This window comes from Actinoalloteichus sp. GBA129-24, from assembly GCF_001941645.1.
GTDB lineage: Bacteria > Actinomycetota > Actinomycetes > Mycobacteriales > Pseudonocardiaceae > Actinoalloteichus_A > Actinoalloteichus_A fjordicus.
In genome coordinates, this window is record NZ_CP016077.1 from 4,684,311 (window position 1) to 4,704,621 (window position 20,311).

19 protein-coding genes are annotated in these 20,311 nt (G+C 71.5%); 7 read left to right on the forward strand and 12 right to left on the reverse strand.

Going from position 1 to position 20,311, the window contains the following annotated elements; genetic code table 11:
* Positions 1-161: 161 nt before the first annotated feature.
* The 6 genes from UA75_RS20075 to UA75_RS20100 all read right to left on the reverse strand — a co-directional run bounded on the left by UA75_RS20075 (position 162) and on the right by UA75_RS20100 (position 5,850).
* Complete coding sequence (locus UA75_RS20075) at positions 162-1,154, reverse strand: zinc-dependent alcohol dehydrogenase (protein WP_198044185.1); 993 nt, start codon at positions 1,152-1,154, stop codon at positions 162-164.
* Entirely contained in the window at positions 1,151-2,053 is a 903-nt protein-coding gene (locus UA75_RS20080) for a carbohydrate ABC transporter permease (RefSeq protein ID WP_083690792.1), read from the reverse strand. The genes UA75_RS20075 and UA75_RS20080 overlap by 4 nt, the downstream gene beginning before the upstream one ends.
* On the reverse strand, positions 2,053-3,015 hold the full coding sequence (locus tag UA75_RS20085) for a carbohydrate ABC transporter permease (RefSeq protein WP_075741574.1): 963 nt from the start codon (positions 3,013-3,015) through the stop codon (positions 2,053-2,055). Before UA75_RS20085 ends, UA75_RS20080 begins: the two co-directional genes overlap by 1 nt.
* A complete protein-coding gene (locus UA75_RS20090) occupies positions 3,005-4,264 on the reverse strand; it encodes an ABC transporter substrate-binding protein (RefSeq protein WP_083690794.1) in 1,260 nt (419 codons plus the stop codon). Before UA75_RS20090 ends, UA75_RS20085 begins: the two co-directional genes overlap by 11 nt.
* 108 nt (positions 4,265-4,372) lie before the next feature.
* The gene (locus UA75_RS20095; protein WP_083690796.1) at positions 4,373-5,050 is read right to left on the reverse strand and encodes a bifunctional 4-hydroxy-2-oxoglutarate aldolase/2-dehydro-3-deoxy-phosphogluconate aldolase; all 678 of its coding nucleotides are present in this window, start codon (positions 5,048-5,050) and stop codon (positions 4,373-4,375) included.
* Positions 5,047-5,850, reverse strand: coding sequence for an IclR family transcriptional regulator (locus tag UA75_RS20100; RefSeq protein WP_075741576.1), 804 nt, complete (start codon positions 5,848-5,850; stop codon positions 5,047-5,049). The genes UA75_RS20095 and UA75_RS20100 overlap by 4 nt, the downstream gene beginning before the upstream one ends.
* A 96-nt stretch (positions 5,851-5,946) precedes the next feature.
* Here UA75_RS20100 and UA75_RS20105 point away from each other — a divergent pair, with 96 nt between their 5' ends.
* From UA75_RS20105 to UA75_RS20130, 6 genes are all read left to right on the forward strand, one after another.
* Complete coding sequence (locus UA75_RS20105; protein WP_075741577.1) at positions 5,947-7,107, forward strand: mandelate racemase/muconate lactonizing enzyme family protein; 1,161 nt, start codon at positions 5,947-5,949, stop codon at positions 7,105-7,107.
* Positions 7,108-7,111: 4 nt separating this feature from the next.
* Positions 7,112-8,023: a dihydrodipicolinate synthase family protein gene (locus UA75_RS20110; RefSeq protein ID WP_075741578.1), complete on the forward strand. Its 912-nt coding sequence runs from the start codon at positions 7,112-7,114 to the stop codon at positions 8,021-8,023.
* A gap of 31 nt (positions 8,024-8,054) precedes the next feature.
* The gene (locus tag UA75_RS20115; RefSeq protein ID WP_075741579.1) at positions 8,055-9,089 is read left to right on the forward strand and encodes a sugar kinase; all 1,035 of its coding nucleotides are present in this window, start codon (positions 8,055-8,057) and stop codon (positions 9,087-9,089) included.
* Positions 9,090-9,332: 243 nt separating this feature from the next.
* Entirely contained in the window at positions 9,333-9,809 is a 477-nt protein-coding gene (locus UA75_RS20120; RefSeq protein WP_075741580.1) for a peptidase inhibitor family I36 protein, read from the forward strand.
* Positions 9,810-10,574: 765 nt separating this feature from the next.
* Complete coding sequence (thrS, locus tag UA75_RS20125) at positions 10,575-11,840, forward strand: threonine--tRNA ligase (RefSeq protein ID WP_257787608.1); 1,266 nt, start codon at positions 10,575-10,577, stop codon at positions 11,838-11,840.
* Between the two features lie 159 nt (positions 11,841-11,999).
* Positions 12,000-13,106, forward strand: a complete 1,107-nt coding sequence (locus UA75_RS20130) for a DNA alkylation repair protein (RefSeq protein ID WP_075741581.1) — start codon at positions 12,000-12,002, stop codon at positions 13,104-13,106.
* Positions 13,107-13,507: 401 nt separating this feature from the next.
* Here the strand turns inward: UA75_RS20130 and UA75_RS20135 are convergent, their stop codons facing one another.
* The 6 genes from UA75_RS20135 to aztB all read right to left on the reverse strand — a co-directional run bounded on the left by UA75_RS20135 (position 13,508) and on the right by aztB (position 19,375).
* Positions 13,508-13,867, reverse strand: a complete 360-nt coding sequence (locus tag UA75_RS20135; protein ID WP_075741582.1) for a VOC family protein — start codon at positions 13,865-13,867, stop codon at positions 13,508-13,510.
* 378 nt (positions 13,868-14,245) lie between these two features.
* Positions 14,246-14,605, reverse strand: a complete 360-nt coding sequence (locus UA75_RS20140) for a VOC family protein (RefSeq protein ID WP_075741583.1) — start codon at positions 14,603-14,605, stop codon at positions 14,246-14,248.
* Positions 14,606-14,998: 393 nt separating this feature from the next.
* Positions 14,999-16,216 carry a zinc metallochaperone AztD gene (aztD, locus tag UA75_RS20145; protein ID WP_075744002.1) on the reverse strand — a complete coding sequence of 406 codons (1,218 nt, stop codon included), beginning with the start codon at positions 16,214-16,216 and terminating at the stop codon, positions 14,999-15,001.
* Positions 16,217-16,308: 92 nt separating this feature from the next.
* Positions 16,309-17,265, reverse strand: a complete 957-nt coding sequence (aztC, locus tag UA75_RS20150; RefSeq protein ID WP_075741584.1) for a zinc ABC transporter substrate-binding protein AztC — start codon at positions 17,263-17,265, stop codon at positions 16,309-16,311.
* The gene (locus tag UA75_RS20155) at positions 17,262-18,503 is read right to left on the reverse strand and encodes a hypothetical protein (protein ID WP_232237341.1); all 1,242 of its coding nucleotides are present in this window, start codon (positions 18,501-18,503) and stop codon (positions 17,262-17,264) included. The genes aztC and UA75_RS20155 overlap by 4 nt, the downstream gene beginning before the upstream one ends.
* Positions 18,500-19,375 carry a zinc ABC transporter permease AztB gene (gene aztB, locus UA75_RS20160; protein ID WP_075741585.1) on the reverse strand — a complete coding sequence of 292 codons (876 nt, stop codon included), beginning with the start codon at positions 19,373-19,375 and terminating at the stop codon, positions 18,500-18,502. Before aztB ends, UA75_RS20155 begins: the two co-directional genes overlap by 4 nt.
* Before the next feature lie 63 nt (positions 19,376-19,438).
* Between aztB and aztA the strand changes: the two genes are divergently transcribed.
* Positions 19,439-20,137, forward strand: a complete 699-nt coding sequence (gene aztA / locus UA75_RS20165; RefSeq protein WP_404799946.1) for a zinc ABC transporter ATP-binding protein AztA — start codon at positions 19,439-19,441, stop codon at positions 20,135-20,137.
* The last annotated feature ends 174 nt before the right edge of the window (positions 20,138-20,311 follow it).

The window sequence follows — 20,311 nt, forward strand, 5'->3', positions numbered from 1 at the left end:
TGCCGCGAGCCGCTCATTGGCCGTTTCAACCAGTCTGGCCCGCTGGCAAACGGCGCTAGGCCCACCAAATCATCTGGCCGGTGAGCTGTCTCGGGGGTGCGACGGACACCAGGCAGGCCCGGAGGTCAACCGGCCTTGCACCCTGTCTCTGCCCCAACCCCTCACCCCGCCATCGTCACCAGGATCTTGCCCTGGCCCGGCGTGGGCGTGCAGGCGGCGTCGAAGGCGCGCTGGGCGTCGGCGGCGGGCAGCACGTGGGTCACGAGGTCCGCCGCCAGGCGGGGGAACTCGCTGAGCAGCGTGAGTGCCCGGCCGAGCACCTCCCGCCGCCGCAGGGTCATCCCGCCGGTGATCCGCAGGTTGCGGCGCACCAGGGCGTGCACGTCCACCGGATAGGCCTCGGTGAGCGGGATGCCGAAGCAGTAGACGGTGCCCTCGTCGGCCACCGCCCGCACGGCGTCGGCCGTCGTCGCGGCCTGATGTCCCACCGCCTCCACGACCACGTCGGGCCGATCGCCGGTCAGCGAGTCTGCCCAGGTCCCGCTGTCGGCCACCACGATCTCGTCGAGGCCGAAGTCGGTGGCCGCCGCCCGCCGGTCCACCGGATCGACGCCGACGACCCGCGCAGCACCGCGTCTGCGCAGCTCCCACCCGAAGAGCAGTCCGATCGGACCCAGCCCGAGCACGGCCACGCTCCGGCCGCGCAGGTCGCCGAGCTGATCGACGGCGTAGAGGACGCAGGCGAGCGGCTGGGCCACCACGAACCCGGCCTCGGGGGCACCGCCGTGGCGGGGCCGGGGCAGCGGGTGCAGCGCGGTGTCCGAGGCGACGACCTGTTCGGCCAGTCCGTCGGAGGCCGCCGCCCAGCCGACGACCTCGTCTCCCGGTTGCAGGCTCCCACTTCGGGACACCAGCACCCGGCCGACGATCTCGTGCAGCGGGAAGCCCGGCCGCGCGGGTCCGGCCGCGCCGGGCCTGCCACCCGCCCGGAAGTACGGGAGGTCGCTGCCGCAGACGCCGCCGTGTCGCATCGCGAGGATGACCTCGCCTGCCCGCAGGTCCGCCGGGTCGGGCGCGGCGACCTCCGCCATTTCGATGACGCCGGGCGCGACCAGGCAGCCCGCCCACATCGACCCGCCGCCATGGGGGCTCATCCCTTGACCGAGCCCGAGGCCATGCCCTTGACCAGGAAGGGCTCCAGGAAGAAGAACAACACCAGCATGGGCCCCATCGACATGATGCCCGCCGCCATCAGTCCGCCCCAGTCGACGCTGAACTCGCCGATGAAGGACGCGATGCCGACGGTGATCGTCCAGTCGTTCGGGTTGGGCATCAACGTCCTGGCGAAGAGGAAGTCGCCCCAGGCAAGGATGCACGCGTAGGTGAACGTCGTCGCCAGGCCGGGCCGCAGCAGCGGCAGCACCACCTGACCGAGGGCGCGGAGTCTGCCGCAGCCGTCGATCATCGCGGCCTCCTCGATCTCGAAGGGCACCCCGTCGACGAAGCTCTTCATCAGCCAGGTCGTGAAGGGCACCGTCGCCGCGACGTTGACCAGGATCACCGACCAGAGGTTGTTGATCATCCCGACCGAGGCGAAGATGACGAACACCGGGATGATCAGCAGCGTGCCGGGCAGCATCCGGCTGAACAACAGGGTGAAGCCCATGACCTGCTGGGCGCGGGTGCGGAACCGGGACAGGCTGTAGCCGCCGAGGGTGCTGACCACCAGCGAGATGATCGCCGTGCCAAGGGTGACCAGTGTGGAGTTCCACATCCACCGACCCACCGGCCTGCTCTCCAGCACGGCGCCGTAGGCGTCGACGTTCGCCGTGTCCAGCGGCGGCACCAGCGGCGGCGAGGAGGTGAGCAGCTCCCGGGAGGGCACCAGGGAGGTCATGATCATCCAGTAGACGGGGAACAGCAGGACGAGGAGCACGGCCCCGCTCAGGGCGAGCAGCCACCACTGCCCCCTCGTCACGGGTGGCCGCCTGCGGCGTTCTCGGGGGGCGCGTCGGCCTCGGGTGGGCGGAACGGCGGTGGGGACGGTGACCATCAGCGCACTCCCTGTCCGATGGCGCGGTTGGCCGCCAACAGCAGCGCGCCTGCGATGAACATCGTGACGACCCCCAGTGCCGCCGAGACTCCGAAGCTGAAGAACTCGAAGGCCTCGTTGTAGATGCGGACCGCGAGCGTGCGCGTCGCGTTGTCCGGGCCGCCGCCGGTCAGCGGGAAGATGAAGTCGAACTCGCGGAACACCCCGACGCCGGTGATGACGATCGCCAGCGCCGCAGGCGCCCGCAACGCGGGCCAGGTGACGTGCCGGAACTGCTGCCAGCTCCGCGCGCCGTCGATGCGCGCCGCCTCGTAGAGGTCGTGGGGAATCGCCTGGAGCGCGGCGACCAGCACGATCGTGAAGAACGGGTAGAACTTCCACACCGTCGGGATGATCACCGCCGTCATGGCGGTGCTGCTGTTCGCCAGCCAGGCCACGTTCTGCTCGATGAGCCCGACCGATCGCAGCAGGTAGTTGATCACGCCGAACGACCCGTCGAGCATCCAGCTGAACGCCGCGCTGACCACGACGCCGGGCACCGCCCACGGCAGCAGGGCCAGCGGTCGCACGATGCGCCTGCCGGGGAACGTCCGGTTCAACAGCAGCGCCAGCCCGAGCCCGATGGCGAAGGCGGGCGCAAGTACCCCGACCGTGTAGACCAGGGATCGCCAGATGTCGGCGAGCAGCTCGGGGTCGGTGATGACCTCGACGTAGTTGGCCAGCGTCAGCGGGTACCGGCCGAGGTTCTGGAGGTCGGCGATCTCGCCGCCCCGGAAGCTCAGGTTGATCGCGACGTAGATGGGATAGGCCGTCAGGAGTCCGACGACGGCGAGCGTCGGCGTGAGCATCCCGTAGGCGAAGATCTTCTCGCGGCGCGCGCGGGTGCGGGGGCTGCGATCGCCGCCCCGCCCCGGGGTCCGGGTGGCGGCGTCGCTCGGGCGCACCTCCGTGTCACCGGCCATGGCCGACTCCTTCGAGTTCCCGTTGCAGGTTCCGGGCCACGTCGTCGACCGTCGTGTCGGTGGCGAAGAGGCGGACGGCGGCCGAGGCGACCGTGTCGCCGACGCGGCCGTACTCCTGGCGCAGCCCCGGTGCCGTCGGGAAGATGTCCACCGCGTCGTCGGCGAGCGTGCCGAACAGCTCCAGCTCCGGGACCTCCGCGAGCGCCTCCTCGGTGACCGAGCCCTGTCGCGGCGCGGGCACGGCGGCCAGCTCGGTGTAGCGCTCCTGCCATTCCGGTCTGGCGGCCAGCTCGATGAGGTTCCAGACGGCGTCGGCCGTCTCGGGGTCCGCGTCGGCGGGGACGTGCAGGCCGTTGCTGACCCCGCCCGGCACCACGTCGAACGGCGGCGCGGCCACCTTCAGGTCGTCCCGGACCTCCGCCGGGGCGCCCCTGACCTCCGACAGCAGGAAGGGGCCGTCGATGAGCATCGCGATCTGACCGTTGAAGAACAGCTCGTTGCGCTGCTGAGACTGGATGCCCGGCGGCGCGGTGGCCAGCACGTCCCGATACTGCTGGAGGGCCTCGCGGGCGACGGGCTCGTCGGCGGTGATCGCACCGTCCGGGTCGGACCAGGAACCCCCGCCGCCGACGACGAACGACGTCAGCTCGGTGTAGTTGTCCGGGTTCTGCACGGTGGTGGCACCGAAGCCGAACACGTCGTCGGAACTCGCCGAGACGGCCTCGGCGGCGGCGAGCAGCTCGTCAGGGCTCGTCGGCACGTCCACGCCCGCCTCGGCCAGCAGCGCCTCGTTGTAGAAGAGCGCATAGCCGTAGCCGAGCAGCAGGACGCCGTAGTAGTCCTCGCCCCACTTCATCTGCTCCTGCAGCGGCGTCCACTCCTGGAGGATGTCGGTCTCGGCGAGCCGCTCGTCGAGCGGTTCGAGCCAGCCGCGCGTGGCGAAGGCGACCGCGTTGCTCGATGGCAGGTGCACGACGTCGGGCGGGTCCCCGGCGGCGAACCGCGTCGTCTGCTGGGCGACGAAGCTGTCGAAGGGCACCTGATAGAAGTCGATCTCGACGCCGGGATTCTCCTGCTCGTAGGCGTCGATCAACTCCAGCCACCACGCGGAGAACGACTCGTCGGCCGCCTGCCAGGACGGGAATTCCAACACCAGCGTCCCGTCGAGCTGCTGGGGTCCGCACGCCGAGCCCGCGGCCATGGCGAAGGCCGCCGCGGCGGCCACGGCGAATCCTCGGTGTGGCCGCATCAGGGTCTCACCTCCATCGGGGCCGCAGGCCGACGCCGGGCGGCTCGCCTGCTGCGCTGCTTCGTTGCTCTGTCTGCGAACACATTCACTCCGTTGTGGAACGTGGGGTCAGGGGGCGGCGGGCTTAGGCGACGGCCAGGCACGGACGAAACGGTCGGCCCGCTCGGTGAGGGCGGCCCAGTCGCGGGCGGCCGCCAGGTCGGCGGAGACCAGGGCCCCGCCCGCCGCCACCGCGTGGGCCCCGGCCGCCGCCCACTCCGCCACGTCCTGCGGCCGGACGCCGCCCGTGGGCACGATCCGGAGTTCGGGCATCGGGGCGAGCACCTCCCGCAGGTATCGGGGCCCGACGGCCGAGGCGGGGAAGAGCTTGAGGTAGTCGGCACCCGCCTCGGCGGCGGAGTCGAGTTCGGTGGGCGTCATGGCTCCGCAGACGACGGGCACGCCTGCGCTGCGGGCGACGTCCAGCACGGCGGGTCGGAACGTCGGGGTGACCAGGAAGCGGGCGCCCGCCCGCACGGCCGCCGTCGCGTCCGCCGGGGTGCGCACGGAGCCCGCGCCGACCACGCGGCCGTCGGCCTCGTCGTCGCGCAGGGCCCGGATCGCGTCGAGCGCGCCGTCGGTGGTCAGGGTGATCTCCATGGCGCGGACGCCGCCCGCGCGCAGGGCGGTCGCGACCGGACGGACCGTCCTCGCGTCCGGCAGCCGGATGATGGCGATCACCGGAACCGCCGCCAGCGCCTCGGCCAGTCCGGCGGCGCTCGGCCGGGTGGCGCTCGCGGGCGTCACGGCGTCTCCTCGCCAGGGTCGGTTCGATGGCTCGGGCCGATGTAGCCGAGGCCGTTGCTGATCGAGTCGGCCGCCTCGATGACCCGCCGCCCCAGTTCGCCCTCGCGGGAGGCCAGGTCGATCGCCGACAACGGGCCGGAGATGGAGAGCGCGGCGACGACCGAGCCGGTGTGATCGAGCACCGGGGCGGCGACGCAGGCCCGGCCGAGCGCCAACTCCTCGTGCTCGGTGGCGTAGCCCCGCGCGGCGACGGCCTCCAACGCGGTGTCGAGTTCGTCGTGCTCGGTGATCGTGTGCTGGGTGAACCGGGAGAGCCTCGGCACGAGTTCCCGGCGCTGCTCGGCGGACAGCCCGAGCAGCAGACACTTGCCCAGCCCGGTGGCGTGCAGCGGGTTGCGCTGTCCGAGCAGCGTGAACGACTTGGGGGCGAGGCTGCCCTCGAAGTTGCACAGGTAGAACAGCGACGCGCCTCGGCGCACGGCGACGTTGGCACCGAGCCCCAGCGAGCCCGCGAGGTCCTGGGCTCGCTGCCGCGCCTCGCGATGCACGGGGTGCTGGTTGACCGCGACGCCCGCCAGGGAGATGACCGCCGGGCCGAGTCGATACAGCGAGCTGACCTCGTCGCGTTCGACGTAGTCGAGCTGTTCCAAGGTCGCCAGCAGCCGCGAGGCCGTCGACTGCCCCAGCCCCGCACGCTGCGCGACGTCGGAGACCCGTAGGTCGCCTCGGCCGTCCAGGAAGGTGGCCAGCACCGCCATCGCCCGCTCGACGCTCTGGTTCGTGCCCTGCTCGGACGCCATTACCACCCCACGGATCTCGAAATATTGCAATCGTCATGCAGCATGTGGAAGTCTCACCCACATGTCGCATGACGTCAACCACATGGTGAATGCCACATGAGAATCTCGGCCGTGGAGACCTACGTGCTGAAGCTGCCCGCCGAGGCGGCCTACCTGGGCGCGCTCGCCGACGGGAGCCCGCCCGCGCGCGGTTACGCCGTCCGGCCGCCCTACCGCAGCCTGTACTCCGACCGCTACGAGACGCTGCTGGTCCGGGTCGTGGCCGAGGACGGCACCGCAGGCTGGGGCGAGGCACTGGCGCCGGTGGCACCGGAGGTGCCCGCGCAGGTGATCGACCTGCTGCTGGCTCCGGTGCTGATCGGCTCGGACGCCCTGTCGCCCAGGCCGAACTGGACGATGCTGCGGGAGCTGATGCGGGAACGCGGTCATCTCGTCGGGCATCAGGCCGACGCGCTCGCGGCCGTGGACATCGCCCTGTGGGACCTCGCGGGCAGGCTGACCGGGCGGCGCGTCGTGGACCTGCTGGGCGGCGCGTTCCGCGAGCAGGTGCCCACCTACGTCTCCGGGCTGCCTCGACCCGACGACGCAGGCCGGGCCGAGCTGGCCGAACGCTGGGCCGCCGACGGCGCCACCTCGGTGAAGCTGCATCTCGGGAACGGCGTCGCGGCCGACCTCGCCACGATCGACGCCGTCCGGTCCGCCGCACCGGGGCTGCGCCTCGCGGTGGACGCCCACTGGGCCTACTCCGTCGACGACGCCCTACGGCTCGCCGACGGCCTGGCCGAGCGCGGCTGCTGGTTCCTCGAGGCACCGCTGGCCCCGGAGGACCTGACCGGACACGCCGAGCTGGTCTCCCGCGCCCGGCTGCCGGTGGCCGTCGGCGAGACGCTGCGCAGCCGCTTCGAGTTCGCCCAGTGGCTCGCCGCTCGCGGCCTGCGCATCGCCCAGCCGGACGTCGCGCGCACCGGCATCACCGAGGCGGTCACGGTCGGCGAACTCTGCTCGGCGCAGCACGTGCCCGTCGCCCCGCACCACTCCGTCGGCCTCGGCATCTCGCTGGCGGCGGGCCTGCACCTGAGCGCCTCGATCGCCGACCTGACCGCCTTCGAGTACCAGCCCACCTCGGTCGCCGTCGGCGAGCGAATCCTCGCAGGCCCGCTGGCGGTCGAACCGCACTCGATGTCCCTGCCCACCGGCCCCGGCCTCGGCGTCGAGATCGACGCCGAGGCGGTCGCCGCACTCGCCAAGGAGTCCTGACCTGATGCAGCACACCGTTGCGGGCCTCGTGCCGATCCTCGCCACGCCCTTCCACGCGGACGGCTCGCTGGACCTCGCGGGTCTCGCGCGTCTGACCCGCTTCCAGCTCGACTCCGGGGTGGACGGGGTGGCGACCTTCGGCATGGCCAGCGAGGGCTTCGCGCTGACCGCCGAGGAGCGCGAGCAGATCATGACCACCATCGTCGACGTCGTCGCCGGGGCCGTGCCGGTCGTGGCGGGGGTGAACGGCACCTCGACCGTGACCGCCCTGGAGCAGGCCCGCGCCGCCGAGGCGCTCGGCGCGCAGGCCCTGATGGTCCTGCCGCCCTTCATGGTGAAGCCGAGCCCCGCGCAGCTGGTCGACTTCTACGGCGACCTCGCCTCGGCCGTGTCGACCGAGATCATGGTGCAGGACGCGCCGGGGGTGACCGGCGTGGCGATGGCCCCCGCACTGGTCGCCCAGCTCAGCGCGCTGGACCGCGTCACCTCGGTCAAGGTGGAGGCTCCGCCGACCGCGCCGAAGACGAAGGCGATCGCGGACCTGGTGCCCGCCGAGTTCGCGGTGCTGGGCGGCCAGAACGCCCAGTTCGTCATCGAGGAGTACGCCCGTGGCGCGGTGGGCACGATGCCCGCCTGCGAGTTCCCCGACCTGCTGCGTCCGGTGCTGGCCGACTTCACGGCGGGCCGACGCGCCGAGGCGCGGGCCGCGTTCGCGCGGCTCACGCCGCTGATCCTCTTCGGACTGCAGCCGGGCATCGCCTGGGCGGTACACAAGGAGGTCCTGGTGCGGCGCGGGATCATCGAGCACACCACCGTGCGCTCCCCCGCCGCCGTGCTCGATGAGGCCAGCCGCGAGAGCCTGCACGCGATCCTCGACGAGCTGGCGCTGCCGTCGGTCGCGGTCGGGGCGCGCTGATGGACACGGCTGCGGCGACGGGACGACGCCGATGACCGAGCCGCCGCGTCTCGTCGCCGCAGCCGAGGCCCGACCCGACGTCGTCGGTTTCGGCGAGGCGATGGTGCTCCTCCAGCCGCCCGCCGCCGAGACGCTCGATGAGGCCGCTGCGCTGGAGGTGCACTCGGCGGGAGCCGAGCTGAACGCCTGTGCCGCCATCACCGCCCTCGGCCGCCGAGCCACGCTGGTGACCCGGCTGGGCGACGACGCGTTCGGCCGCCGGATTCGGCGGGCGGCCGGGCACCGGGGAGTCGGGCTGGCCTGCGAGACCGACCCGACCAGGCCGACCGGCGTCTTCGTGAAGGACGTGCGGCCGGACGGCGCCCGGCGAGTGAGCTACTACCGGGCGGGTTCGGCGGCGTCGGCGATGGACGAGGGCGACGCGGAGCGGGGACTACTGCTCCGGCCGCGCGCCGTCCTCGTCTCCGGACTCACCGCCGCGCTGGGACCGGGGCCTGCCCGGCTGGTCGAGCACATCGGTCGGCACGCCGCCGACCACGGATCGGCGCTGGTCCTGGACGTCAACCTGCGCCCGGCCCTCGGCCGTCTCGACTCGACCGTGCGTCTCCTGCTGGCGATGCTGTCCCGCGTCGACCTGCTGGTCCTGGGCACGGACGAGTCCGAACCGCTGTTCGGCACCTCGGACCCCGCCGAGATCGTCCGCCGGGCACGCCAGGCCGGCGTCCGGGAGGTCGTGGTCAAGGCGGGCGAGCAGGGCTGCTGGTGGACCGACGCCGACGGCGAGAGCAGGCCGATGCGGAGTCTCGCGGCCCGCGTCGTCGATCCGGTCGGCGCCGGGGACGCCTTCACCGGCGGCTATCTCACCGCCCGGCTCGCGGGCGCGGACACCCGACAGGCCGCCGCGCTGGGCTCTCGGCTGGCGGCGGGCGTGCTGGCCGACGTCGGCGACACCACCGGGCTGCCGCGCCGCGCGGAGGGCGTCCGACTGCTCGCGGCGGCAGTGGCCGACTCCGCAGGGGCCGGGGTCGCGGCTCCCTTCGGCGTCGGCCGATCGCGTGCCGACTGAGCCGAGCCGGACGATTCGGCGAAATCGGATTGTTCGCTTTTCGGCGGAGCACGGTACCGTTCTTCGTCGGCGATTCGGCGCACTTCATCGATTCCGGAGCCGGGGCGCGGAAAACGAACCGCAGTGCCGATGTTGAAATGCAGATCATGTTCCGTGGCACTACAGCGATTCTCCACGCCGGACCGGCAGAATCGGCGCTACTCGACCAATGGAGGTCCGAGTTTCACACGAGGAGCAGCCGTCATGCGACGAATCATCATGGTGATCGCGGCGACGATCATGGCTTCGGGTCTCGCGGGGGCGGGGGTCGCCCACGCCGGATCGGATCGGCACACCACGGGGTCCGTCGAGCAGGCCGTCGTGCAGGAAGTATCGAAACAGGACGTCGGCGTGCTCGCCGTCGCACAGAACGGTCTCTGCGAGGTGGGCGAGGTCTGCCTGTTCTACAACGCGGGCTGCTCCGGCTCGTTGGCGGACTTCAGCTCCTTCATCCCGGACTTCGCCGGATACCGGTTCCTCTCGCCGGGTTCTGGTCAGGGCCAGGCAGTGAAGAACAATGCGGCGTCGGCGCGTAACCGGGATGCCGTCTGGATCGCCAGGATTCACTACAACGAGAACTACGGGAGCGTCTACGACGACGTGCTCCCCGGCAACGCGTCCAGCTGCCGGAACCTCGTGAACACGCTGAACGACAACGCCTCGCTCACCTGGCGTCAGTAGCCGCCATCGGATCGTCCGACCCGCCGGACGATCGGGGAGCGCCGCCGACGTGCACACCGTCGGCGGCGTCTTCCTGTGTCGACAACGTGTTGTTCGGCGAGCCCGCCGACGAATCGGCGCATCATCCCGGATCGGCATGCCCGCGCCGGCGGACCGGGACGCACCGATCGCAATCGGATCCGGAATTCCCATCTGCGGTCGGATCTTCGATCCTGCGATGCGAGATCCCCCGACGCGGGAGCGGGTGCTTCCACCTCGGCTCGCGCTCGAATGAGAACGGCATCGAATCCGATCGACCGGCCGGTCGAATCGATTCCGACGCGCGCACCTGAGCCGTTCCTCGGTTCGAGTCGCCCGCCGCACCCGGCTGGTCCGCATCGACTGATTACCGGCGTAGCAGACGCATCGTCGTGATCGGCGGTCCCACTGGCACCCGCAGAATTCTCCTCGATCGGCCGGGCAGCCTCGGAGCCGAGAACCGAGAACAGCGAATCCGCCCGATCCCGAGAAAAAGCAGCACCGGCCTGCGCACGCAACCGGCCGTGATAGTCAAGCCGACGAACGGCTGCCCACGAAATGCCCCCGCGTGCCGTTCGTCGTCCCCACGACGCACGCGATCGAGTGATCGTCTCGCGCTCGGCAGGCTCTGCTACCGTGGCCCTCATGAAGCGCGCTGGTCTGACGACGACGCCGGAGACTCTCCCGGCGCGCTGAAAGTCGACTTGGTCGAGAAGCCCCGGGGCGAGTGCCCCGGGGCTTCTCTCTGTGGTCACTCGCCTCACCACTCGTGAGGAGACCACGATGCACGATCACCGCAGGCTCGGCCGCGAACTGCGGCTCTTCGACACCGACCCCCTGATCGGCGCCGGTCTGCCGTACTGGCTGCCCGACGGCGCCGTCGTCCGGCACGCCCTGGAGGAGTACGTCCGCGACGCGGAGCGCCGGGCGGGCTATCAGCACGTGTACTCGCCGGTGCTGGGCAAACGCGAGCTGTACGAGATCTCCGGCCACTGGTCGCACTACCGCGAGGACATGTTCCCGCCGATGGATCTGGGCGGCGAGCAGGTCGTCCTGCGCCCCAGTCTGTGCCCGCATCACGCCGTGATCTACCGATCACGGGCGCACAGCCATCGTGAGCTGCCGCTGCGGATCGCCGAGCTGGGCGGCATGTACCGCGCCGAGCTGTCCGGCGTCCTCGGCGGGCTGACCCGAGTGCGGGCGATCCAGCTGAACGACGCACACGTCTTCTGCACCCCCGATCAGGTCGCCGAGGAGGCGCGGGCGGCCCTGGCGATGATCGTCCGGGCGTATGAGGTCCTCGGCATCCGCCCGGCCCGCTACCGGCTCTCGCTGCCGGGACCCGGCGGCAAGTACGTCGCCGCGCCGGAGATGTGGCGCCGCGCCGCCGCCATGCTGACCGAGGTGCTGGACCGCTCCGGCCTCGACTACGAGAGGGCCGAGGGCGAGGCGGCGTTCTACGGGCCCAAGATCGACGTGCAGATCGCCGACGGCGCGGGCCGGGAGGCCACCCTGTCCACCGTGCAGGTCGACTTCCACCAGCCTGCGCAGTTCGACCTGCACTACACCGGTCCCGACGGCGCCCGGCACCGCCCGGTCATGATCCACCGCAGTGTCATCGGCAGCGTCGAGCGCGCGGTGGCCCACCTCATCGAACTGCACGGCGGCGCCTTCCCGAGCTGGCTCGCCCCCACCCAGGTCGTCGTCCTGCCGATCTCCGACTCGGAGCTTCCCCAGGCCGATGACCTGGCACGACGCTGCACCGAGGACGGGCTGCGCGCTCGGGTCGCCGGTCCGGAGCAGGGCAGCCTCGGCGCACGCATCCGAGCCGCTCGGCTCGTGCCCTACCAGGCGGTGATCGGCGCGCGGGAGGCCGAGGTCGAGAACGTGGCCCTGCGACTGCGGGACGGGCGGCGGCTGGACGCCCTCCCCGTCGTCGAGGCAGTGCGCCGGATCAACGCGCTGGTGACGAGCCGACGCGCCGAGCTGTGGGAGCAGGCGGCCCCCGGCTGATCCGTTGCAGCGGGAGCTGCTGGGCATCCCGTCGGGATGCACCACGAGAATGCCCCGGCGGGGCGGCCCCTCGCTGGCCGTCCCGCCGCCGCACCGCGACCCGGTCAGGGAAAGATCAAGCGCAACCGACCGTCCGCCCTGTCCCCGTCAGGAGATGTCATGCCCTTCGCCGACCAGCTCATCGGCCCCGAGGTCGCCGCCGACCTGGTGCAGGCGGTGCGGGCCGCCGCGCCTGCGGCACCGCTGTCCGCACTCAACGCCGCGCAGCACGCCCTGACGCCGCTGCCGCTGCGGGAGCGCAGCGATCTCCTGCGCGATGCCCTGATCACGGACCTGCCGGGCGACTACGACCACTTCGCGGGCGTCGTCCGGGCCGCCCGGGACGCATCGCCCCTGCTGCGCGGCTGGATGATCTGGCCGGTGACCAGCGCCGTCGCCGCCAAGGCCATCGCCGAGGGCACCGAAGAGGCCTTCGACGACGCGCTCGCACTGCTGGCCGATCTCACCTCGCGGCTCAGCTCCGAATTCGCCATCCGCGCCCTGCTGGACCACGACCTGGACCGGGCACTGACCACGATCCAGGGCTGGACGGCGGCCGAGGACGTCGACGTGCGGCGGCTGGCCTCGGAGGGCACCCGCCCGTTCCTGCCCTGGGCGACCAGGGTGGCGGGCATCCTCGAGGCACCGCATGCCACGCTGCCGATCCTCACTGCGCTGTACCGCGACGAGAGCGACTACGTGCGCCGCTCCGTGGCCAACCACCTCAACGACCTCAGCAGGGAGCAGCCGGAACTCGTCGTGGCGACCGCCGCCGAGTGGCTGGCCGATCCGGACGAGAACACCGAGTACGTCGTCCGGCACGGCCTGCGCACCCTGGTCAAGAAGGGGGATGCCGACGCGCTGCGGTTACTCGGGTTCGGCCCCGCCACCGTCGACGTCACCGGCCCCGACCTCACCGAGGTGGACGTCCCCTTCGGCGGCACGGTGAGCTTCGCGGCGACGATCCGCAACACGGGGCCGGAACAGGCCCGCCTCGTGATCGACTACATCGTGCACCACACGAAGGCCGACGGCCGTCAGACCGGGAAGACCTTCAAGCTCACGACCAAGACCCTGGAGTCCGGCGAGTCCGTCGACATCGCTCGTGACCACTCGTTCCGGGAGATCACCACCCGGCGGTACCACCCCGGCGCGCATGCGATCGAGCTCCAGATCAACGGAGTCCGCAGCGGCCGGGCCGACTTCATGCTGCTGCCGGGAGACTGAACGAGCGAGGCGGCGGGCCGGCGCGCGGCGGTTCGTCGCAGCCGACAGCACCATGCTGCTCCCGACGTCCGTGCAGACCAGATCAGCAAGGCGTGGCTGCACGCCTTGCTGACGGCTTACCTCGGACAGCCCGCCGCGACATCTCTCCGGAGGCGGTCTCCTGCCGGGCCGTCGGCTGTGTCGCGATCGGCGCTGTCTCGACGGGTGCCAGACGGCCGCAGGCATCGACGGTTACCGCAGCGGCAACCCGTTCTCCCTCTCCGGTTGGGCCGTCCAGGCCCGACCCGCGAAGGCCCGCGCCTGAATCACTGCCCGCTCTCTCAATCTCGCGGGAGGCCTCGGGCCGCTCACGGCGGCGGAGAAGACGGAGACCCCGAGACGGCGGACCGGGATCACCGCTGTCAGCCTGCCGTCCCCAACAGACAGAACTCGTTGCCCTCTGGGTCGGCGAGGACGGTCCAAGACACGCCCGACGGCTGCCCCACGTCCACCCGACGGGCGCCGAGATCCAGCAACCTCGCCAACTCGACCTGAGCGGGGACGCCCTCGGCACGCAGGTCCAGGTGCAGCCGGTTCTTCTGCGTCTTGGCCTCGGGGACCGCGAAGATGTCGATCCGCGATTCGGACTCGCCCTTCGGGGCGATGCCGATGCCCTCCTCGACGTCCTCCACGATCTGCCAGTCCAGCACGCGGCACCAGAAGTCCGCGACGACTCCGGGGTCGGCGGCGTCGATCGAGATCACCGCGATTCTGCTGGTCATGGCGCGACTCTAAACGAGATCGATGCCGACGGCGTGCCGTTATTCGCCGAGCCGTACCCCCCTGCGCCTCGGCGGCTGACCGGAGGTCAATGGGCGGGTGTCGACGAGAACGGCGCTCGATCGCCGCAGCCCGCTCCGTATCCGGTGGCCCCCGAGAAAGCAGCGCGCCCCGGCTCGGCAGGGCCTGCACTCAGACTGCCGGTCTCTCCGTATTCCGACACCCAGACCTCACGATGCAGCAGTCGCCCACACCACCAAGCACAAACCGGCGGTGTGGGCCCCATGCATGCGGACAGCAGACAGCCTTCGGCATGGACCGGTCACGGCGGCAGGGGCAGGCGGGACGACGGTCGGCCGACGGGCCGGATCGCACCGACGTCAGTCGCCCATCCCCAGCAGGCAGAACTCGTTGCCCTCCGGGTCCGCGAGCACGGTCCAGGAGGCATCCGACGGCTGTCCCACGTCCACCCGACGGGCGCCGAGTTCCAGCAGCCTCGCCAACTCGGCCTGGGCGGTGATGCCGTCGGCAGACAGATCCAGGTGCAGTCGGTTCTTCTGCGTCTTGGCCTCGGGGACGGCGAAGATGGCGATCCGCGACTCGGACTCGCCCTTCGGGGCGATGCCCACGCCCTCGTCGACGTCGTCCATGATCTGCCAGTCCAACACGCGGCACCAGAAGTCCGCGAGGCCACTCGGGTCGCGGGCATCGATGGTGAGCACGGTGATTCGGCTACTCATGGCGCGACCCTAGTAGAGATCGACGACAGGACGCGGTCGCCGAGCCCGGCGGCCCGCGTACCGACGGCTCGGCGCCGCGGCCCGGCCGCCGAGGTCGGCGGTGGGCGGCTGTCTCGTCCGTGCCGAAGCCGGCCGAACACCGGGGGACAGGCTCGACGCGCGCGGAGACGGCGGTCGCCGCGATGATCATCCGGCAGGCACAGTTCTGGGCTTCGCTCACGGGCGTCCTCGCGAGACGAGCGATGCTCGGCCGCCGTCGCGGCTCCGACGCCCCCGCCCACGCCGCAGCCGCGCCGTCCTCAGATCACCGGCGCCGAAGCGGTCCGCACCGTCCTCCTCGGCCCGAAGAGGACGGTGCGGACCCCCGATGTCACCCGCCGCGATGCGGCGTCGTCAGCCCAGCACGCCGCTCAGCTCGTTCGGTGCGGCGTCCAGCGAGCCGGTGGCGGTCGTCGTCCCGGTGGCGAGATCGACGGCGTGGATCTCATTGCCGCTCGGGTCGCTGACATAGGCGACGTCGTCCCGGACGAAGATCGACGGGCGAGCCTCCTGCCACTCCAGCGGCTCCTCCCAGGAGTCGATCACCGGGATGGTCTCGGTGACCTCGGCCGCCGCCGGGTCGATCACGTGGATCTGGCCGTCGGTGCCCAGCACCAGCGCCTCCCCCGCAGGACCCCTGGCCAGCGAGCGGAACGTGTAGCTGGTGCCGATGTCGAGCAGCGTGATCGTCTCGGCCTCGGTGTCGATCAACGACACCTGGGTGGGCCGCTCCAGCTCGGCCTCGGCGTCCTGCTTGTAGTCGCCGAGGGTGATCGGCGAGGCCTCGGAGCCTGCCTGGTTGCCGATCCGCCCGTACTCGGTGGGGCTGTCGACCTTGGTGATGGCCCCGTCCCGGTAGATGAGCACGCCGGTCTCACAGCCGATGACCACCGCCTCGCCCTGAGCCGTAGCCTCGCCGTGCACGCCGGGGCAGTCCTCGTTGCGGGCAATCTCCTCGCGGTCGGCGTCGAGCACGATCATGCCGGGACGCTCGTCCTCGTTGCCGATCGTCGTGACGAGCTCACCGTTGGACAGCTCGACGGCCACGCCGTGGTGCGCCTCGGGCGTCGTGTACTGCTCGGTCGCCGGCAGCTCGGTGCCCAGCGCGTTCGAGTCGAAGATGGTCACCTCGCCGGTTCCGTCGGCGAACAGCACGGTCTTGCCGTCGTGCCGCACGACGTGGCCTGCCTTCTCGGCGGGGAACTCCAGGTCGGTCAGGGCCGGGCCCGCCGCGTCGAGGACGCGGAAGCCGGTTGACGTGGAGACGAAGAGATGCCGGTCGTCCCCAGCGGGGTTGAGGCGGTTGAAGCCCTCCAGCGGGATGTCCTCGACGACGTCGAGGGTCTGCCCGTCGAGCACGTAGATCCCGCCGTCGTAGGTGGCGGCGATCGGGTCGGTCACGGTGGCGGGCGGCTGCTCCGAGGAGCCGGACGAAGCCGACTCTGGCGCGTTCTCGGCGGCGGTGTCCTCTGCGGCCGTGCCACAGCCGCTCAGCGCGAACGCGGCGACGGCGGCGGCTGACATCGCGACGCCCCGGCCCACGCGCCGGGACAGGAATGGCGATTTCGCCATGGACGGTACCTTCTGTTCTTCTCGATTGATCAGCGAGACATCACAGGCATCTCGCTGATCGCGGGTGATCATTCAGGTCGGATTCGCGGTCCTCAGTACTCGCCGAGCAGACCGTCGCTGATGGCCTCGGTATTGCTGCGCATCATCTCCAGATAGGTGGCCGCGCCCTGGTCGACGGCACTCAGGGACTCGGAGAACAACGGGATGACCGCGACGTCGACTCCCGCCTGATCAGCGAGGACCTGGGCCAGGCGGTCCGGTTGCGAGGAGTCCGCGAAGATCGCGGGAACGCCTGCGGCGTGGATCGTGTCGGCGAGCGACGCCAGATCCGAGGCACTGGGCGAGGCCAGGGTGGTGCCGCTGGGAATCACCGCACCGACCACCTCGAAATCGAACCGTTCGGCCAGATAACCGAAGACGTGGTGATTCGTCACCAGTTTGCGGTCCTCGGCCGGAATGCGCTCGAAGGCCGCGTTCATCGCCGCGTCGAGTTCGTCGATCTCGGCACGGTAGTTCTCGGCGTTCTGCCGGACGGCCGCCTCGTCCACGCCGTCGACGTGCGCGATCACCGCGTCGGCGATCGTCTCGACGGCATCGCCGACGCGACGCGGGTCCGTCCAGAAATGCGGGTCGGGCTGACCGGCCGACTCGTCCGAGGTGTAGTTCAGCGGGTCGGCCTGCTCGCCGACCGCCAGCGTCGGGACGCTCGCCTCCTCGGCCGCCTCGACGTTGCGCAGCACACCCTCCTCCAGGCCGAGCCCGTTGTAGACGACCAGCCCTGCCTGCTCGATCTCGGCGGCCTGCTGGGCGGAGATCCCGAAGGAGTGCGGGTCGGCATCCGGCTTCATCAGCACGGTCACCTCGGCCTCGTCGCCGACGATGTTCCTGGTGACGTCGCCGAGGATGTTCGTGGTCACCACGATCGCCGCGCGGGGGCGGTCCGCGCCGGCACAGGCGGTGGCGAGCAGCAGGACGAAGGCGAGGGAGGCGGTCAGTGCGGTGTGGAACCAGCGTCGGGTTGATACCCGGCCTGCACGGATGTCGGTCATCGTCCGGTCTCCACCATGTGGTCGGCCCTGCCGTCGACGGCGAAGGTCCTGGCGAGCCGTAGGTCGTCGCCATAGTCGATCTCGTGAATCTCGCCTGCGGACGGGTCATTGACGTAAGCACGTGTGGTGTCGACCTGGATCACGGGAGCGGGCTCGGCCGTTGCGGCCTCGGCCGACAGCAGCGCGCTCTGGGCGGTCTCCTCCCCCGTCTCCGGGTCGAGCGCGTGCAGGACGCCGTCGTTGGTCAGCGTCAGCACCGGAGCGCCCTCGCCGACCGCGTTCACCGCGACGACCGGGCCGGTCGCCAGGTGACGCCACTCCCGCTCCGTGACGTCCAGGACCCACACGCCCTCGTCGCCAGCCGCCCCCACGAGCGTCGTGCTCAGGGGCCGATGGTGGAACTCGACGGCCCGCTCGGCCGCCGACTCCGACTGGGGATACGGGATCTTCTCCCCTGCGAAGGCGCCGTCGTCCTCCGTCACCAGCAGCGCGCCGTCCGCGCAGCCGAAGACCACGCCCCGGCGGGTCGTCGCCTGCCCCCGGAGGTCCGGGCAGGGCTCCTCGATCCTGGCGACCGGCTCGCCGTCGCGGCTGCGAACCTCGACGCCGTCGGCGACGCCGGAGCCCGCCTCGGCCTTCGAGGTCAGGAGGTGTTCTCGGTAGGCCACCGTCGCGGCGGAGTGGGGCTCGCCGGTGATCGTCTCGAGCCGGTCGACGGCACCCTCGTCGAGCCGGGCCCGGTCGAGCAGCTCGGCGGTGCCGTCGGCGAACGAGACGGCCGAGACGACCGGATCGCTGGACACGTTCGTCGGCTCCTCGCCTGCGATCGGGCCGACGTCGCGCGCCTCGGCGCGGTAGTAGTGCACGTGGTCGCCGTGGTCGACCATCCAGGAGCCGCCGTCCACCACGTGGACGGACTCCTCGCCGGTCAGATAGCCGAATCGGCCGTCGCCGAGGATGCCGCGCACGCCCTCGACGCGGCCGACGTCGAACACCTCCTCGGTGATGAGGTCGACGACGCGGACCGCGCCGGTCTCCTCGTCGGCGACGATCAGGCGGGACTGGGCCTCGGCCGTCTCCTCCGCGCCTTCGACGTAGCCGTGCGGGACCTCCTCCTCGGCTGCGTCGGTGGCGGTGGTGACGTCGTCGGCCGGGCCGCCGCCGCAGGAGGCGATGAGGGCGGCCGAGGCGACCAGGGCTGCGGCCCGGCCGATGACCCGGTTGATTCTCGATTTCACGATGCGTACTCGATCTCGTCGTCGTGGCGGACGGTGGGCAGCGAGGGGTCCGGGCGGCCGCGCCGGAGGAGGCGGACGGCGAGCGCCGAGACGAAGAACAGTGCGACGGCGACGGCGGCGATGGTCGCGCCTGCCGCCGTGCCCCAGTGCCAGGAGACGAGCAGCCCGATCGCGGTCGACGCGCTGCCGAGCAGCGCCGCGCCGAGCATGATCATCGGGATTCGCCTGGCCCAGAGCGTGGCGGTCGCCGCAGGGGCGATGAGCAGACCGAAGACGAGCAGCGTCCCGACCACGTGGAACGAGGCGACGATCGCCAGGGTCACGAGGCCCAGCAGCAGGCCGTCCGCGAGGCCGGGCCGCAGGCCGAGGGTGTGCGCCTTGCGCCGATCGAAGGTCAGCGCGACGAAGGAGCGGTACCCCAGCCACGAGACGACGACGGTGATCGCCAGGGCGACCAGCAGGCCGAGGAGATCACCCTCGCGCACCCCGAGGACGTCGCCGAACAGGAAGCCGGTCAGGTCGACCGCGAAGGACTGGGAATGCGACACGATGATCACGCCGGCCGCGAGCATTCCCACGAAGAGCAGTCCGATGGTGGTGTCCTGCGAGAGCCTGCGGGACCGCCCGAGCGCCGTGACCCCGAACGCCATGAGGCCCGCGCTGAGCGCGGCGCCGATGAGCAGGTTGCCGCCCAACAGCGAGGCGAGCGCGACGCCGGGGAGCATCCCGTGCGACATCGCGTCGCCCAGGAAGGCCATCCCACGCAGCACCACCCAGGTGCCCGCGAGCGCACAGATCAGCGAGACGAGGACGCCCGCCGCCAGCGCGCGCTGCACGAAGGACACCTCGAAGGGAAGCAGCAACCAGTCCACGCCGGGGACTCTATAGTGACAACGATTCTCATTGTCGACACCAGTGGAAGGTTGTTCGATTCAGTGTCTGAGGTCACCATGCGCGACGTCTCCGCGAGCTACGGCAGCCGCCGGGTCCTCGTCGACGTCACCGCCCGAGTACCGCGATCGCAGGTCACGGCCGTGGTCGGCGCGAACGGGGCAGGCAAGTCGTCGTTACTCAACGTGATCGCCGGGACGCTGCCGCCGACGTCCGGGACCCTTCGGCGGACCGGTTCACGTCGCCCGGCCTACGTGGTGCAGCGCAGCGACGTCTCCGATGCCCTGCCCATCACCGTGCGGGGCACGGTCGAGATGGGGCGCTGGGCACACCGTGGTCCGTGGCGGAGGCTGACGGCGCGGGATCACGCGGTCGTCGCGGACTGCCTCGCCAGGCTGGACATCCGGGACCTCGCCGAGCGGCAGCTGGGCGCGCTGTCCGGGGGGCAGCGGCAACGCGCGCTCGTCGCGCAGGGCCTGGCGCAGGAGGCGGAGCTGCTCCTGCTCGACGAGCCGGGCGCGGGCCTGGACCTCGCGGCGCAGACCCGTATCGAGGACGCGCTGGCGCAGGCGTGTCGAGACGGAGTGACGGTGCTCCGGGTCACCCACGATCTCGACGTCGCCAGGCGTGCCGACCACTGTCTGCTGCTCCGCGACGGACGGCTTGTCGCGGAAGGCCTGCCCGAGGCGGTGCTCACGCCGGAGCGCGTGCGGGCAGCGTGGGGCGTGCCCGACCTGGCTTGAGCCTGCCTACGGGTCCTGACGACGGGTTGCGCCTCGGCTCTGGCGGACGTCGCGGCGCGAGGTGCCGTCGAGCCGGGCACGCGTGGCCCGACGCCTCGGGCGCGATCGGCGAGGCGGCCCGGTCCGGCCGGACCGGGCTCGGGCGACCCGCCCCGCCTGCACCGACCCGCCGCC

Excerpts from the sequence above, each read along its gene's own strand:
- UA75_RS20120 (WP_075741580.1), top strand. The coding sequence starts at position 9,333 with ATGCGACGAATCATCATGGTGATCGCGGCGACGATCATGGCTTCGGGT.
- UA75_RS20085 (WP_075741574.1), bottom strand. The coding sequence starts at position 3,015 with ATGGCCGGTGACACGGAGGTGCGCCCGAGCGACGCCGCCACCCGGACC.
- UA75_RS20080 (WP_083690792.1), bottom strand. The coding sequence starts at position 2,053 with ATGGTCACCGTCCCCACCGCCGTTCCGCCCACCCGAGGCCGACGCGCC.
- UA75_RS20075 (WP_198044185.1), bottom strand. The coding sequence starts at position 1,154 with ATGAGCCCCCATGGCGGCGGGTCGATGTGGGCGGGCTGCCTGGTCGCG.
- UA75_RS20135 (WP_075741582.1), bottom strand. The coding sequence starts at position 13,867 with ATGACCAGCAGAATCGCGGTGATCTCGATCGACGCCGCCGACCCCGGA.
- UA75_RS20090 (WP_083690794.1), bottom strand. The coding sequence starts at position 4,264 with ATGCGGCCACACCGAGGATTCGCCGTGGCCGCCGCGGCGGCCTTCGCC.
- UA75_RS20130 (WP_075741581.1), top strand. The coding sequence starts at position 12,000 with ATGCCCTTCGCCGACCAGCTCATCGGCCCCGAGGTCGCCGCCGACCTG.
- aztD (WP_075744002.1), bottom strand. The coding sequence starts at position 16,216 with ATGGCGAAATCGCCATTCCTGTCCCGGCGCGTGGGCCGGGGCGTCGCG.
- UA75_RS20100 (WP_075741576.1), bottom strand. The coding sequence starts at position 5,850 with ATGGCGTCCGAGCAGGGCACGAACCAGAGCGTCGAGCGGGCGATGGCG.
- UA75_RS20115 (WP_075741579.1), top strand. The coding sequence starts at position 8,055 with ATGACCGAGCCGCCGCGTCTCGTCGCCGCAGCCGAGGCCCGACCCGAC.
- UA75_RS20110 (WP_075741578.1), top strand. The coding sequence starts at position 7,112 with ATGCAGCACACCGTTGCGGGCCTCGTGCCGATCCTCGCCACGCCCTTC.
- aztC (WP_075741584.1), bottom strand. The coding sequence starts at position 17,265 with ATGACCGACATCCGTGCAGGCCGGGTATCAACCCGACGCTGGTTCCAC.
- UA75_RS20140 (WP_075741583.1), bottom strand. The coding sequence starts at position 14,605 with ATGAGTAGCCGAATCACCGTGCTCACCATCGATGCCCGCGACCCGAGT.
- UA75_RS20105 (WP_075741577.1), top strand. The coding sequence starts at position 5,947 with ATGAGAATCTCGGCCGTGGAGACCTACGTGCTGAAGCTGCCCGCCGAG.